The organism is Microbacterium trichothecenolyticum (assembly GCF_000956465.1).
Classification (GTDB): domain Bacteria; phylum Actinomycetota; class Actinomycetes; order Actinomycetales; family Microbacteriaceae; genus Microbacterium; species Microbacterium trichothecenolyticum.
On the sequence record NZ_JYJA01000019.1, the window covers coordinates 1 to 15626 of the forward strand.

Sequence of the window (15626 nt, forward strand, 5' to 3'; positions counted from 1 at the left end):
CTGACCTCCTCGACGTGGCGCAACACCGCGAGCTTGTGATTCGCCCGCCGCTCGAGCTCCCTGTCTGACATGGACTCTTCCTCCCAATCGGAAGACCCAACTGTCAACAACCTCCGTCAGTTTTAGACGCAGATGACCGACGACGACGGCAACACCTGGACCTGGACGTTCGACCAGCGCGGCCGACAGACCGCTACGTCCGACCCCGACGCGGGCGCCAAGTCGTACACGTATGACGACCTTGCGCGGCTGCTCACCACCACCGACGCCCGGGGAACCACCCTCGGATACACGTACGACACGCTCGGCCGCCGCACCAGCGAACGCAGCGGCGGCACAACGGGCACGGTGCTCGCGTCGTGGACATACGACACCCTCGCCAAGGGGCAACTCACCTCCACCTCACGGTTCGACGGTGGCCTCGAGTACAAGACCGCGGTCACCGGGTACGACAACGCCTACCGGCCCACCGGGTCCAAGGTCACCATCCCCGCCGGCGCACCGGCATTCGCCGCAACCAGCTACACCACCAGCACCTACTACAACCCGGACGGCACGGTGGCTGCCACCGTCGTCCCGGCGATCGGCGGTCTCCCCGCCGAGGACCTGTACGCCGGATACGACGACCACGGCCGTCAGACCAGCCTGTCCGGGGCCGCGGGGTACGCTACCGGCGTCGTCTACACCGCAGCCGGCGAGCTCGGCCAGATCGTGCGTCCCGGCACCACATGGAGCGCGCTCACCTTCGGCTACGACCCGGGCACCCGCCAACTCGCCAGCCTCGAGGAGACCACCCGCCGCGGCGGCACCGTGTTCACCCAGGAGGCGCTGCGCAACTACACCCGCAACGCGGCCGGTCTCATCACGCGCGTCTCGACGACGGCGGACACGCACACCGCTGACGTCCAGTGCTTCCGCTACGACGGGCTGCAGGCGCTCACCGACGCGTGGACACCGTCCACCGGCGATTGCGCCACCGGCCCCACCGCCACCCTCGGTGGTCCCGCGGCGTATCGTGCGGCATACACGGTGGACCCGGACACGGGAAACCGGACGTCGGCCACCACGTGGGCGGGATCCACTCCCACGGTGTCGACGTACAGTTACCCGGCGGCAGGGCAGGCTCGCCCGCATGCGGTGTCGCAGGTAACTCGGACCACTGGGACCGGGCAGCCGCAGGTCGCGTCGTACAGCTACGACGCTACCGGTGGCACCACCGGACGCGACGGGCAGACTCTCACGTACGACGAGGCCGGCCGGCTTGGGTCGGTGACCGCGGGGTCGTCGACCGAGAAGTCGCTGTACACCGCAGACGGCACCTTGTTGATGCGGTGGGGTGGGACTGACGGGGCATCCCTTTTCCTCGGTGACACCGTGGTCCGCAATACGGCGGGGGTTACCACCGGGATCCGCTCCTACACGGTCGCGGGTATCACGGTCGCGGAGCGGGTATCCGGGACCGGGGGTGCGCTCAGGTGGCTGTCGCCGGACCCGGTGGGCACCGTGGGCCTGCAGATCAACGTGTCCACCGGTGCGGTCACCCGCCGCTGGATGGACCCGTTCGGCGGCACCCGCGGCACCGCAGTCACCTGGTCGTCCATGTTCGGCTACCTCAACGCACCGACCAGCTCGACCGGCCTGACCCAGCTCGGCGCACGCGCCTACGACAGCGGACTCGGGAAGTTCGTGTCGGTCGACCCGTTGCTGGACGTGGGTGAGCCACGGCACGCGAACGCGTACACATACAGCTACCACTCGCCCATTTCGTACGCCGACCCCACCGGTCTGGTCGCGATGATGCACGACGGCGGAAAGGCAGGGAAGTACAAGCCGAAGGCCACGACGAGCTTCTCAAAGCAGAGTGCTCCCGCGGCAGCCGGAAGTGGCGGAGGCGGTGCCAAGCCGCAGCCCACGCAGGCAGTGCAATGGTGGAACCCCACCACATGGGACAAGGATGCCTGGATCAACGCGGGCGCGATCGCGCTGGGCGTCGTAGCGACCGTTGCGATAGGTGCCTGCGTGGTGGCGACCGCGGGCATATGTGGCGTCGTCGGCGCGGGGATCGGCATCGCCGCGTCGGTGGCGGCAAGTGCTGCCATCTCGGTGACCGCATATCACTTCTCTTCGGGAAAGAAGACGGCAGAGGGGTACATCTTCGCAGGTGCTCTCGGCGGAGCTGCTGGCCTGATTCCGGGCGCCGCGGCGGCACTCAAGCCATTGGCAAGTGCAGCGGTGAAACCTCTGGCCGGCTTCGCTGCGAAGCAGACTGCTTCCGTCGCCGACCGAGCCGCCGCGTCAGTAGCGCGGGAAGCGAGTTCGTCAGTTTCGAGCGTCGCTCAAGGGACACGCCAGGTGCTGCCGTCCGGGCCAGCTATCCAGAAGGTGTGGTCCACTCTGAATAGAGTGGACGAGAAGGCTGCTCCCCTTCCGGGATTTCGTGGCGGCAGGACTTTCCAGAACTCGCAGCAAAAGTTGCCAGAAGGCCCGGGGCTGACATACAAGGAATGGGACGTCAATCCGCAGGTGCAAGGCGTGAATCGGGGCGGTGAGCGCCTCGTGACAGGAAGTGACGGCTCGGCCTACTTCACGGCGGACCACTACGACAGCTTCATGTTGGTCAGGAGCGGGGGATGGCAATGATGCGGTACCTCCTAGAGCCGGACCCACATATGCGGATCTTGTTGCTGAAGGGAGAGCTTGCAGACCTGTCCGCCGCAATGTCCGAGTGGATGTCTGCAAGCCTGGCAGTACGCGTGGTGAGGGGGCGGAAGATGCGTCGAATCACCGACGTCTTCGATGAGTTCGCGGCGGCCATGCAGTTCCCGCTGTACTTCGGCGAGAATAAGGACGCTTTCGACGAATGCATCGCGGAACTGGATTGGCTGCGACAAGCGGTGGGCTGCGTCGTCGTGATTACGGAACCCGACGAAGTGCTATCGGACGCACGTGCTGAACTAGCCTGGCTCGTGAACTCGCTCAGGGCGGCTGCCGAGGACTGGAGCCGTCCGGTGGATGTCGGCGAGGCATGGGACAGACCAGCACAGCCGTTCTACGTCGTGCTTGCTGGCAATCATGAAGAACTCGAGGTGGCAGCAGACCGTTGGTCTCGCGCCGGTGCGAATCTGGAACTTCTTCGTTAGCGCAACTGATTCCCGGTCTGATGACAACGCCACCGACCAGTGACGCCGATACCTCGGCCCCTGAAAGCAGTCGGCTCCGCGCCGCATACGCAACGGCACGATCCAACCGGGTGGCCCAGGCTGCGACGTCTGCCGGTGCACCGGTGCCGGGGTGGTACCCCGATCCGTTCGACCCGCTCCGAACCCAACGCTGGTGGAACGGTCGTGACTGGAGTGACTTCGAAGCTCCACTGAGCAGCGACGCGTTACCTTGGCCAGCGTCGACCTTGCCCGCCGAACCGATGCCTGATCTCTGGAAGCGTCTGTCGAACGGGCGCGTGGACCGTGATGCCGGCACGAACGCGGCGGCCAGCATATCTGTGGCCGCCGCCCTTCTCGGACTCGGGTCGATCAAGATGAGTCGGTGAGTTTTGATATCTATCTGCAGGACTTCTCAGGCGTCCTTTGCGGATCGCAGCCAGTCGGTCGGGCAGCGCATATTGGCACCACTGCTCGACGCCAACAAAGAAAATGTCCTGACCGCTGACGGCTCAGCCGCGGTGTACGGGGGCGGGCAGCGTTCCCTTGTACGGACTGATGTTCAATCACATCGAGGGGGACCTCGCCTGGGAGGTCATCTACGACGCCGCTGTCGCCGGTGGCTGGCTGATCATGCCGGTTGGCGGCCCATTGTGCCTCGTCTCGGAAGAACAGGTCGCTACGGTGCCTGAGGAACTTAGAGCTGCTGGGCTCGTTCATGTACGCACGAGGGAGGAGCTGCGCAACGCAACGGTGGGTGCTGCCTAAGCACCGCCGTCTGGCGGCGTGTTCTGTGTGGCACAAGCGCATCTTGTCGCAGCCTTCAGCTGCTGACGGCTTTCAGCTTCGCGTGGCGGCCGTGAACACCGGCCGCCGATTGCCCGGTGAACCCGTTATCCAACTGTGATGAGCAGGGTGTCAGGGGGTACCGGATCAGAACAACAGTCCAAGTAGAGGGGCCGATGATCTGGAGATGACACCCGCTTCGGTCGGCGCCGGGATGAACTCACCACATTCAGGAAGGGCGGTCATGAGAACGTCATCCACACCTGCCACCGGGACACCAAGCACTGAGAGAGACCAGGTCGCCACTATGGACGAGGCGGGTCGTGGTGCAGAGCGACGCAACCTGCGCCGTCGCGTCGTTGTGCTCGTAGTACTGGCCATCGTGATGGTCGTCGTCAGCGTGGGAACTTGGGTGGTGCTGACCGCCGCCGACCGCGCGGTTACCGCAGAGGGCGGGACCGATTACTCAACGGACGCGTACTCGGTGACCTTCCCTGGTAGTCCCGAGGTGGGTGAACTAGCCATTCCGTCCACGGAACTGTCCGTAGAGACGGCGACGTGGAGCAACAAGCAGAAGATGTACGCCATCTCTTATCTCGCCCCCTACGGCGGCATGCCGAGCGTCGACGGCGCGCTCGAAAGCTCACTGCAGAATTCGGGGGCGACTCTCGTGGACTCCGAAGCGATCTCCATCGACGGCGGCTCCGGCGTAGTTGCGCAGTCAACGGCCGAGGAAGAGATCATCTGGACGATGATCATCGTCAGCGACCGGGGTGAGTTGTTCACGTTGGTTCAGAGCGGTGAAAACAAGGACCAGGCGTACTTCGACTCGTTCCACATCCGTTGACCCGGAGAGCAGCCAGCCAATGACCCTTTCGCCTACGCCACCCTCCTCAATCGGGGGCTCTCCGTCTCCCGCCCAGCAGCCCGCGCTATCCCGCGCTTTCGTGAAGCTGGCCACGGCAACCCAAACCCTCCTGATCATCTGCGGGGGCTTCGCCGTCGCCACGATCGGCATGGAGACATTCGGGATCGCCGCGGTCACGGCGTTCCTCGACGGCAACGACGCAGCGGTCGACCTGATCAACTCGTACGACCAGGCCAGCGTGGCTGTCACCATCCTGTCGGCCGCCTCCCTTTTCGCCACGGCCGTGGTGTGGGTCATCTGGCAGTACCGAGCGGCGAAGCAGGTCGCGGGCCTCACGCGCCGCTCACCCGGCTGGCACGTCGGATCCTGGTTCGTGCCTGTCGTCAGCGCCTGGTTCCCGTTCCAGAACATCACGGACCTCTGGCGGGCTGTCGGCGATCACGCCCCTCGTGGCAGATCCTGTGGTGGCTGCTCTGGCTCGTCAGCAACTCGGTGATCCAGGTCTCGACCCGTCTGTACACGAGCGCGGAGGACCTCGAACAGTTCCGCGCCGCGATGTGGACGAGCGTTGCCGGCCAGGCTCTCCTGCTGGCAGCCACACCGCTGGCCTGGCTGATCGTCCACGGAATCACTCAGGGGGTGCAACGCCGCGGCCCGGTGGCGGCGCACCTGTCCGTGCTCGCCAACGGCGAGGCAGGGCCGCCGCTCACGTTCGGTGCGGACCTCGCACGTGCTCTGAACGGCGAGCCTGCGCCCACCGGCCATGAGGGGAAGCCGCTCATCCAGCCGTGGGCGGTCAGGCCGGCCGTATCATCGGCCTGATCGCCGCGAGCGCCGGCCTCGCGGTCGCCGCGTTCGCACCCGTCCTCGGAATCGCTCTCGGGCTCCTCGGCTTCGTCCTGTCGAACACGGCGTGGGCGCACCTTCGCAACGCAGGTCGACGCCGCACCTTGCCCATCGCTGCACAGTTCATCGCGGGCGCGGCGGCGATCGCCGGCATCGCCGCCCTGATTATCGGCGCCGTGCTCGGGCTCTAACAGGGAACGCCTGACCGCGGCGCTTGGATCTCGCCGACTGATCCAGCGGTCTTCCAACCGGGAGTTGCGATCGGTGCAAGGCCGGTGCCGTCCGCGGGTGCGCGGACGATCGGTGCGGCCTGATCGAGCTTGTCATGCGCGTGGTCAGTACGCGGAGATATCGCTCCGGATCTTCGTCATCCGTGGAATCAGGTGGTGGTGGTCGGTGTCCGGGGCCGGGCCGGTCTGGCCGAGCAGTTGCGGTGCAGAAGGGTCTGACAGACCCGTTTCAGTGGCTCCGACCGGCATCGATCCGGTGACCCTTCGACTTTCAGTCTTGCCAGGTCGTCGGGGAATCCGTCGAGCCATGAGATCGTCGTCATTCAGCGCGGTGTGAGAGATTGTCCTTGCCGAACTGGACGATGAACAACAGGGCGGTGATCGTCTACGTTCGTTCGACAGCCAATGAAGCTGTATGCGAGGGTGATACGCCTGCCCACCTGGTGCCTACGGATGTCGCGGATCGAGGGGGATTGAGAACGACTGAAGCCAGCTCTCGTCCCGATTCCGGACGCGCAAATCCGCGGATTCTGGGACGAGAAGGGCTCAAGAGGATTCGAACGTATGCCTCTCGGCGGAATTCAAACCCCTCCGTCTCCGCCGGTAGTCGTTTGCGCACGAGCAGCGGGCGCCGAGTGCCATCGGGGCACCTTGTATAGCGTCGTTCTCAAACGGGCGAGCTTGCTCCATAGGTCCGTCGCTTCACACGCGAGCACCGAGCCTGACAGCGCGACCGAGTCGATGACACGCATGTGTGCACCAATGTGTGCACTCAGGGCGGCGATCCCAGTGTCCGCAAGGGCTCGACGACGGTTCCCGCTTGACTACGGATCAGAAAGTCTCCGTTCTCGAGCATGGTGGCCATGTCGGGGGCGAAGGGCAGGCCACAAGCGTGATGAATTGTCGAATTCCTGGAAGCTTCGACATGACCGGCCTACGCTAGTCCGATGGGAAGTGTCGAGTCCTACGAATCGAAGTCAGGCCGCCGATACCGGGTGCGATACCGTCGGCCCGACAACAAGCAGACGGACAAGCGGGGGTTTCGCACCAAGCGCGAGGCGGAGAACTTCCTCGCCTCCGTCGAGACGTCGAAGCTCCGTGGCGAGTGGGTAGACCCGAGTCGCTCGCGCGTGCGCTTCTCGGAGATCGCGGAGGCGTGGTACGCAAGCAAGATTCGTGTGAAACCGACCACTCGGTCGGGCTATCGAAACTCGCTGGACAAGCATGTGTTGCCCGAATGGGGCGATGTGAGAATCGTCGACATCGATCACGCGCACGTGCAATCGTGGGTGGCCCGACTGTCGACGACGCTGTCCGCGTCCTCCACGCGGCAGATCTACCTCGTTGTGTCGGGTGCGCTCGCATACGCGGTCCGCGACGGGCGACTGGCTCGCAACGTCGCTGCGGACATCGAGCTCCCAAGGCTCTCGAAGGCGGAGCGTCACTACCTGAGCCACCTGCAGGTGCATGAGCTCGCAAATGGCGTGGGGGAGTGGGGCACGCTGGTCAGGTTCCTTGCCTATAGCGGACTGCGCTGGGGTGAGGCTTCAGCGCTGAGGCCGGCTGACGTGGATCTGGCAAACCGCGTCGTGCACGTGCGTCGCGCGGTCGCTGACGTGCGTGGCTCCCTGGTCTTCGGTACCCCGAAGACTCATGAGCAGCGCATCGTTCCATATCCGTCTCTGCTCGACGAGGGAATCGCCACTCACCTCGCGACCGGACGCCGGCACGACCTCGTCTTCTCCACCCGCGAAGGCGCGGTGCTCCGCGGAGGCAACTTCCGGCGCCGCGTATTCGCGCCGGCCGTCGCCAAGCTTCAACTCGCATCGCCAGACGGATTCCCTCACATCACTCCACACGACCTCCGGCACACGGCGGCGAGCCTCGCGATCTCTGCCGGCGCGAACGTGAAGATCCTGCAACGAATGCTCGGTCACGCGTCAGCCGCGATGACGCTCGACGTCTACGCAGACCTGTTTCCGGAGGATCTGACGTCCGTCTCGATCGCCCTCGACCGGGCGGCGCGTGATTCGTTCGTGGGCAAACCGTGGGCAAGAGCTCCAGACGGCGGTCCGAACCAATCGCAGTGACGACGAGATCTCGTCGAATCTGCGTCTCGATTCCGAGCCCCCGAGGTCCCGAGATCCGCGTAATTCCGCGGGAAAGACGAAACCCCCGCGATGTAGAAGCTACGCGGGGGTTTCAGTGGCTCCGACCGGCATCGATCCGGTGACCTTTCGATTTTCAGTCGAACGCTCTACCAACTGAGCTACAGAGCCGCGCGGCATCTCTTATACAAGACCTGCCGCGTCCTAGACGAAAGGCCCTCTTCGAAAAAAGGGCCCGTCGCTCGGAGCGACCCTGACGGGACTTGAACCCGCGACCTCCGCCGTGACAGGGCGGCACGCTAACCAACTGCGCTACAGGGCCATGCTTATTGAATTGTGGAGTGACCCCAACGGGATTCGAACCCGTGCTACCGCCGTGAAAGGGCGGCGTCCTAGGCCGCTAAACGATGGGGCCGGGTGAACCTTTGGGGCTCACTGCCGAGGACCAAGCATACGTAACTCCTCGCGAAAACGCGAATCGAGCGCGCGTCGCCCTTGTACAACGGGTCCTGAGGGCGCACACTGACCGGGTGACCGCTTCCCGAGGCGGCAACAGCCGTGCACCCCTGGGGGTTGCGCATGTTACTGATGTTGCTAGTGTGAAACGAGTTGACGCCGCGAGGGAGGGATCCGGTGCAGCCCGAAAACGTCACTGACCAGGCCGTGTCCGACGACACCTCCGTGGACTGCGGGTGCGCGCCGTCTGCTCGCGAGCAGCGGCGGCTCTGGCCATCGATGAACCGGCGCACCGCGCTCGGGCTCGGAATCCTGGGCGTCGCGGCGATCGGCGCAGTCGGCGGAACGCTCGGGCCGCTGGTCGCCCCCGCTTTCGCAGCCGACTACCCCTCGTGGGACGACGTCGTCGCGGCGAAGAACAATGAGGCCGCCAAGGCCGCCGAGGTCACGAAGATCCAGCAGCTGATCGCCGGGCTCGAGGCTGATGTCGCCGCCAAGCAGCAGGTCGCGCAGCAGCTGGCCGATGAGTTCTACGTCGCGCAGCAGGCGTACTTCGACGCCGCCTTGCGGGCCGACCAGTTGCAGCAGCAGGCGGACGAGCAGGCCGCGGCTGCGACGGATGCGGCCAACAAAGCAGGCCGCGTGGCTGCCCAGCTCTACCGCAACGGCGGCGACGACACGTCGATGGAATTGTTCTTCGCGGGCTCTGCCGCCGGCGCCGACGACCTGCTGGCGCGCCTGGGCACGATGGACAAGCTCGTCCAGCGAAACCAGGACGTGTACGCCCAGGCCGTCACCGCGCGCGACTCGGCCCAGAGCCTCAGCGATCAGGCCGCCGTCCAGCGCGCCGAGCGCGACCGGCTGCAGAAGATCGCCGAAGAGAAGATGGTCGCAGCGCAGAAGGCCGCCGACGAGGCGCAGGCCGCCCTCGACGCGCAGAACGCCAAGCGCGGCGAACTCGAGGCGCAGCTCGCCGCACTCCAGGACGCGACCGCCACGACCGTCGCACAGTACGAAGAAGGCGAGCGTGTCCGCAAGGAGCAGGAACGCCTGCGCCGCGAAGAAGAGGCACGTCGCGCCAAAGAGGAAGCCGACCGCCTCGCCCAGCAGAACCAGGGCGGAGGCGGCGGCGGTGGTGGCGGTGGCGGAGGCGGCGGGGCCGTCGTGGGCTCGGGCTGGGCCCGTCCGTCATCCGGCTGGCGCAGCTCCGGCTACGGCCCGCGCACCGTGCAGTGCGGCAACAGCTACTGCTCCAGCGGCTTCCACTACGGTGTCGACCTCGCCGCAGGGTGCGGATCCGCCATCTACGCCGCGTCGGCGGGGCGCGTCGTCTACGCCGGGTGGAACGGCGGCTACGGCAACTACATCAAGATCGACCACGGCGGCGGCATCGGCTCGGGCTACGGCCACATCCGCACGGGCGGCATCTTCGTCGGTGTCGGGCAGTGGGTCAGCGCCGGGCAGCTCATCGCGAGCGAGGGCAACACCGGCAACTCGTTCGGCTGCCACGTGCATTTCGAGACGTACGTCAACGGCTCCCCGGTCAACCCGATCTACTTCATGGCCGATCGCGGCATCTCGGTCTGACCGGCATACACACCTCGAACGACGAAGAGCGGATGCCGAGGCATCCGCTCTTCGCATGAAGACAGCCGTCAGAGCGTGTTCGGCGCGACGCCCTCACCCTGAGTCGCGGTCTGGCCCTCGTGCTGGGCGAAGCGCGCGAACGCCTCGTCGACCAGGCGCTCGGCCTCGGCGGCGTCCGCCCACTCGTCGACCTTGACCCACTTGTTGGGCTCGAGGTCCTTGTAGTGCTCGAAGAAGTGCGCGATCTCCTTCTGGAGGAACTCCGGGATGTCGGCGACGTCCTGGATGTGCGCCCAGCGCGGGTCCTTGGCGAGCACCGCGACGACCTTGTCGTCGCCACCGGCCTCGTCGCTCATCTTGAGCACGCCGACGGGGCGGACGCTCGCGAGGATGCCGGGCGCCAGGTCGACGTCGAGGATCACGAGCACGTCGAGCGGGTCGCCGTCCTCGCCGAGGGTGTTCTCGAAGAACCCGTAGTTGGTCGGGTAGCCCATGGGCGTGTAGAGGATGCGGTCGAGGAAGACGCGGCCGGTGCCGTGGTCGACCTCGTACTTCACGCGGCTGCCGCGCGGGATCTCGATGACGGCGTCGTACGCGCCCATAGTGGTGCTCCTTCGAAGACTGTGGATTGCCGCGACCAGCCTAGTTCGGGCGCCCATCGGGCACTAACTCAGGATCGTCGGCGCGCACAGGCGCGACACGCCGCGGCGAGGCGTGACCGCGAGGCTCCGATCCTGAGAACGGTACGGCGTCCCCGGTACGGTGGGCGGGTGGAGGAGCGCAGACCCGGACTCGACCCCGCCGTCGCCGAGGTGCGGCTCGCCGTGCGCCGCGCCCTCGCCGGCCTCCGACCCGGTGCGACCGTGCTCGTCGCGCTGTCGGGTGGTGCGGACTCCCTCGCGCTCGCCGCCGCGACGGCCTTCGAGGCGCCGAAGCCGGGGCTGCGGGCCGTCGCGCTCACCGTCGACCACGGCCTGCAGGACGGATCGACGGATGCTGCCGCCGCCGCAGCCGCGAAGGCCGAGGCGCTCGGGCTCGAGGCCCGCGTGGCGCGCGTCGAGGTCACGGGAGCAGGCGGTCCCGAGGCGGCGGCGCGCGAGGCGCGCTACCGCGCCCTCGCCGAAGGTGCCAGGGCGATCGGAGCGGCCGCGATCCTCACCGGCCACACGCTCGACGACCAGGCGGAGACGGTGCTGCTCGGCCTCGCCCGCGGCGCGGGTGCCACCAGCCTGCAGGGCATGGCCGAGGCATCCGTCCTCGAGGGCATCGCGCTCCTGCGCCCGCTGCTGGGCGTGCGCCGCGTCACGATCCGCGCCGCGTGCGCGGCCGAGGCGCTCGAGCCCTGGGACGATCCCCACAACGCCGACCCGCGGTTCGCGCGTGTGCGCGTGCGCGAGACGGTGCTGCCGGTGCTCGAGTCCGAACTCGGCCCGGGGATCGCCGAGGCGCTCGCCCGTACCGCAGCGCAGCTGCGCGAGGACTCCGAGGCGTTCGACGAGATGATCGACGAGACGATCGAGGACATCGTCGAGCACGCCGAGGCCGGCATCTCGGTGTCGGCGGCCGCGCTCGCCGCCAACCCGGCGGCGCTTCGGAACCGCATCATCCGGCACGTCGTGGCCAGTGAGTTCCACGAGAGCCTCTCGCGGACGCAGACGCTCGAGGTGGCGCGCCTCGTGACGGACTGGTCGGGTCAGGGCCCGATCGATCTGCCCGGTTGCCGCGCCCGCCGTCTCGGCGGGCGCGTCGAGTTCACCGCGCGCTGATGGTGCCCCTCTAGACTCGTCGCATGCGCGCGGCCGACGTTTCCAGCGACATCACCGAAGTCCTCGTCACCGAGGAGGAGATCCGAGCCAAGCTCGACGAGATCGCGGCGCGGGTCGCCGAGGACTACGCCGACGAAGACCTGCTGCTGGTCGGGGTGCTCAAGGGCGCGATCATGGTCATGGCCGACTTCTCGCGCGCGCTCAAGAAGCACGTGACGATGGACTGGATGGCGGTCTCGTCATACGGCGCCGGCACCAAGTCCAGCGGTGTCGTGCAGATCCGCAAGGACCTCGACACCGACATCCTCGGCAAGCACGTGCTCATCGTCGAGGACATCATCGACTCGGGTCTGACCCTCAGCTGGCTGCTGGAGAACTTCGCGGCCCGTGGTGCGGCATCCGTCGAGGTCTTCGCGCTGCTGCGCAAGCCCGAGGCCGCCAAGGTCGAGGTGCACTGCCGGTACGTCGGCTTCGACATCCCGACGGAGTTCGTCGTCGGCTACGGCCTGGACTACGCGGAGAAGTACCGCAACCTGCGGGACGTCGCCGTGCTCGCGCCGCACGTCTACAGCTGACGGCACCGCTCAGCCCCCGAGCATCTCCACAAGAGCGGGCGGTGCCGCGTACGTCGCGATGTGGTCGACGATGAGCCGACGGCATCCGTCCAGCTCCACCGTGATCGGAGCCTTCCCCTCCTCGTCCGCGTCGAGCACGACCAGGGAACCGGGGATGTCGTCGCAGGCCTCCGGCAGCGGCTGAGCGGATGCTGCGGCCCCGAGCACTGCGCGCGTCTCGGCGGCGTCGAGCTGACGGCTGCCGGTGAACCACGCCGTGCCCTCCGCATCGACGGTGACCCAGGTCGTCGACCCGGGCGCGGGCGTCGCCGAGGGGTTCGCGGCGTCGTCGGTGGAGTAGGCGCAGAGGCGGAGCGTCTCGACCTCGCCGGGTGCGGGCGTGCGCGGAGGCGCCCACGGAATGGTCTGGATCCCCGTCGACGACGGCGCGGGGGCGGGTGCGTCGAGGGTGCCCTCCCATTCCTCGAGTTCCTCCGGCGCGGCGATCTGCAGCGGCCGGGCCGACCAGGTCGGCGCGCACCCGGACTCGAGCGCTGCGCGCGGCTGCGTGAGCGTGCGCTGCTCTTCGTCGGTCTGCACGACGGCGAGCTCGGCCAGCGCGTCGCCGATGAGGTCGAGCTTCGGCTGGCTGCAGCCGTCGGCCGGATAGCGGACGCGGATGCCTCGGCCTGCAGCATCCGTCAGCCAGATCTGCGGCGCGATGATCGCGATCGCCGCGCACGGTCCCGGAGAGCGCGCGTCGTCGGGCTCGGCCTGCGCACGCAGGAGCGCCGTGAGATCGCCTTCGAGCCGCTCACGGAGGATGACGGACCAGATGCCCTCGTCGTCCTCGACGGTCTGGAAGGGCACGCAGCGGACCGCGGCGACCGGCTCGAAGTGATCGGGCATGGGCCCGGCTCGACCGGGGTCGCCGCCCAAGGGGTCCGTGCTCGCGCAGGCGATCTCGGCCACGATCTCGGAGGGCGTCAGTGACTGCGGACCGGATGCGCAGCCGACCAGGGCGACGGCCGCCGCAGCGAGGACGATGAGCGAGGGGCGGATGCGGGGCACGGGGTCCTCCTCGTCGTGGGCTCGTGCGGCGCTTCGCCCCCACGCTATCGGGCGGGCTGTGATTACGCCCGGGGCGAATGCACAGACGGCGCCTAGGAATCGCGCGATACCCTGATTCAACCGTCGACGGGGGTTTTCCGTCCGCGGCGGCACGTCGACGAAAGGGGTCGGGCTCGCGCCCGTGCCATGGACTTCAAGAAGATCACCCGCAACCCTCTCTTCTACGTCCTGCTGATCGGGGTCTTCCTCATCGTGGGTTTCTCGCTCATCTCGAGCCTGGGCGGGGCGAAGCAGATCTCCACGCAGGAGGGTCTCGAGCTGCTCTCGGGCGACACGGTCACCGAGGTCGTCAACACCGACGGCGACCAGCGGGTCGACATGAAGCTCTCGAAGGAGTACGAGGGCGCCAGCGACGTGCAGTTCTATTACGTCTCAGCACGCGCTGACGAGGTCGTCACCGCGATCAACGACGCGAACCCCAAGGACGGCTTCAACGACGCCGTCCCGCGTGCCACGTGGTTCGACGGCTTCATCTCCCTCCTCCTGCCGATCCTGCTGCTCGGCCTGCTCTTCTGGTTCCTGCTGTCCAGCGCCCAGGGCGGCGGCAGCAAGGTGATGCAGTTCGGTAAGTCGCGCGCGAAGCTCGTGACGAAGGAGATGCCGCAGGTCACCTTCCAGGACGTCGCGGGCTCCGACGAGGCGATCGAAGAGCTCGAAGAGATCAAGGACTTCCTCAAGGACCCGTCCAAGTTCCAGGCGGTCGGCGCCCGCATCCCGAAGGGCGTGCTGCTGTACGGCCCTCCCGGAACCGGCAAGACGCTGCTCGCCCGCGCGGTGGCGGGTGAGGCAGGCGTGCCGTTCTACTCGATCTCGGGTTCGGACTTCGTCGAGATGTTCGTCGGCGTCGGCGCGAGCCGGGTGCGCGACCTCTTCAACAACGCCAAGGACAACGCGCCGGCCATCATCTTCATCGACGAGATCGACGCCGTGGGCCGCCACCGTGGCGCCGGGATGGGCGGCGGACACGACGAGCGCGAGCAGACGCTCAACCAGATGCTCGTCGAGATGGACGGGTTCGACCCCAAGGCGAACGTCATCGTGATCGCGGCGACGAACCGCCCCGACATCCTCGACCCCGCGCTGCTGCGTCCCGGCCGCTTCGACCGTCAGATCGGCGTCGACGCCCCCGACCTCAAGGGCCGCACGAAGATCCTCGAAGTGCACGGCCGTGGCAAGCCGCTCGCCGACGGCGTCGACCTCGAGGTCGTCGCCCGCAAGACGCCCGGCTTCACCGGTGCCGACCTGGCCAACGTGCTGAACGAGGCCGCGCTGCTGACCGCCCGCTCGAACGCGCAGCTGATCGACAACCGCGCCCTCGACGAGGCCATCGACCGCGTGATCGCAGGCCCGCAGCGCCGCACGCGCGTCATGAAGGACAAGGAGAAGCTCATCACGGCCTACCACGAGGGCGGTCACGCGCTCGCGGCGGCGGCGATGAACCACACCGACCCCGTCACGAAGGTCACGATCCTCCCGCGCGGCAAGGCCCTCGGATACACGATGGTGTTGCCGCTGGACGACAAGTACTCCGTCACGCGCAACGAGCTGCAGGACCAGCTCACGTACGCGATGGGTGGCCGCGTCGCGGAGGAGATCGTCTTCCACGACCCGACCACCGGCGCCTCGAACGACATCGAGAAGGCGACGAACATCGCCCGCAAGATGGTCACCGAGTACGGAATGACCGGCGACATCGGCCCGGTCAAGCTCGGTCAGTCGTCGGGTGAGGTCTTCATGGGCCGCGACATGGGGCATGGCCGCGAATTCTCGGAGCGCGTCGCGGAGCGGGTCGACGTCCAGGTGCGCGACCTCATCGAGCAGGCGCACAACGAGGCGTACGAGGTCATCAACGCCAACCGCGATGTGCTCGACAAGCTCGCGCTCGAGCTCCTCGAGAAGGAGACGCTCGATCACCTCGAGCTCGCCGAGATCTTCAAGGACGTCAAGCGCCTCCCCCCGCGTCCGCAGTGGCTGTCGAGCGAGCAGCGCCCGGTCTCGGAGCTGCCGCCCGTCGAGGTTCCGCAGCGCCGCGACGAGGCCGGTCTCGCCGCGAGTGTCGAGGCCGACGAACTGCCGGCTGCCGAGAAGGCGACGAAGCGCCGCCCCACCGGACAGGCGCGCCCGGCGACCGCGTAG

At 67.3% G+C, this 15626-nt stretch carries 12 protein-coding genes, 3 tRNA genes and 1 pseudogene; 11 read left to right on the top strand and 5 right to left on the bottom strand.

The annotated features are described in order from the left end of the window. Positions 1-132 precede the first annotated feature (132 nt). From RS82_RS01360 to RS82_RS01390, 7 genes and pseudogenes are all read left to right on the top strand, one after another. Positions 133-2640, top strand: a complete 2508-nt coding sequence (locus tag RS82_RS01360; protein WP_052676638.1) for an RHS repeat-associated core domain-containing protein — start codon at positions 133-135, stop codon at positions 2638-2640. 89 nt (positions 2641-2729) lie between these two features. Beyond that, entirely contained in the window at positions 2730-3140 is a 411-nt protein-coding gene (locus tag RS82_RS01365) for a barstar family protein (protein WP_281176450.1), read from the top strand. Positions 3141-3160: 20 nt separating this feature from the next. Beyond that, complete coding sequence (locus RS82_RS20940) at positions 3161-3547, top strand: DUF2510 domain-containing protein (RefSeq protein WP_084695395.1); 387 nt, start codon at positions 3161-3163, stop codon at positions 3545-3547. 704 nt (positions 3548-4251) lie between these two features. Then, positions 4252-4791 carry a hypothetical protein gene (locus RS82_RS01375; protein ID WP_157005274.1) on the top strand — a complete coding sequence of 180 codons (540 nt, stop codon included), beginning with the start codon at positions 4252-4254 and terminating at the stop codon, positions 4789-4791. Between the two features lie 169 nt (positions 4792-4960). Further along, positions 4961-5634, top strand: a pseudogene (locus RS82_RS22010) (DUF4328 domain-containing protein). Next, the gene (locus RS82_RS01385; protein WP_045296415.1) at positions 5601-5849 is read left to right on the top strand and encodes a hypothetical protein; all 249 of its coding nucleotides are present in this window, start codon (positions 5601-5603) and stop codon (positions 5847-5849) included. Before RS82_RS22010 ends, RS82_RS01385 begins: the two are co-directional and overlap by 34 nt. A gap of 986 nt (positions 5850-6835) precedes the next feature. Further along, positions 6836-7978 (top strand): site-specific integrase, encoded by a 1143-nt coding sequence (locus RS82_RS01390; RefSeq protein ID WP_045296416.1) that lies wholly within the window; start codon positions 6836-6838, stop codon positions 7976-7978. A 116-nt stretch (positions 7979-8094) separates the two neighbouring features. Here the strand turns inward: RS82_RS01390 and RS82_RS01395 are convergent. The 3 genes from RS82_RS01395 to RS82_RS01405 form a co-directional block, all read right to left on the bottom strand. Continuing rightward, a tRNA-Phe gene (locus RS82_RS01395) sits at positions 8095-8167 on the bottom strand. A 77-nt stretch (positions 8168-8244) separates the two neighbouring features. Beyond that, positions 8245-8318, bottom strand: a tRNA-Asp gene (locus RS82_RS01400). A 20-nt stretch (positions 8319-8338) separates the two neighbouring features. Next, positions 8339-8411, bottom strand: a tRNA-Glu gene (locus tag RS82_RS01405). A gap of 320 nt (positions 8412-8731) precedes the next feature. Here RS82_RS01405 and RS82_RS01410 point away from each other — a divergent pair. After that, on the top strand, positions 8732-10039 hold the full coding sequence (locus RS82_RS01410) for a M23 family metallopeptidase (RefSeq protein ID WP_245619483.1): 1308 nt from the start codon (positions 8732-8734) through the stop codon (positions 10037-10039). 68 nt (positions 10040-10107) lie between these two features. Here the strand turns inward: RS82_RS01410 and ppa are convergent, their stop codons facing one another. Next, positions 10108-10641, bottom strand: coding sequence for an inorganic diphosphatase (ppa, locus tag RS82_RS01415; protein ID WP_045296419.1), 534 nt, complete (start codon positions 10639-10641; stop codon positions 10108-10110). 168 nt (positions 10642-10809) lie between these two features. Here ppa and tilS point away from each other — a divergent pair, with 168 nt between their 5' ends. Together tilS and hpt are read left to right on the top strand one after the other, a co-directional pair. Continuing rightward, positions 10810-11805: a tRNA lysidine(34) synthetase TilS gene (tilS, locus tag RS82_RS01420; protein WP_045296421.1), complete on the top strand. Its 996-nt coding sequence runs from the start codon at positions 10810-10812 to the stop codon at positions 11803-11805. Between the two features lie 23 nt (positions 11806-11828). Beyond that, a complete protein-coding gene (hpt, locus tag RS82_RS01425) occupies positions 11829-12380 on the top strand; it encodes a hypoxanthine phosphoribosyltransferase (RefSeq protein WP_045296423.1) in 552 nt (183 codons plus the stop codon). 9 nt (positions 12381-12389) lie between these two features. Here hpt and RS82_RS01430 read toward each other — a convergent pair whose 3' ends face one another. Continuing rightward, positions 12390-13430, bottom strand: coding sequence for a hypothetical protein (locus RS82_RS01430; RefSeq protein WP_045296425.1), 1041 nt, complete (start codon positions 13428-13430; stop codon positions 12390-12392). A 186-nt stretch (positions 13431-13616) separates the two neighbouring features. Between RS82_RS01430 and ftsH the strand changes: the two genes are divergently transcribed. Further along, positions 13617-15626: an ATP-dependent zinc metalloprotease FtsH gene (gene ftsH, locus RS82_RS01435; protein ID WP_045296427.1), complete on the top strand. Its 2010-nt coding sequence runs from the start codon at positions 13617-13619 to the stop codon at positions 15624-15626.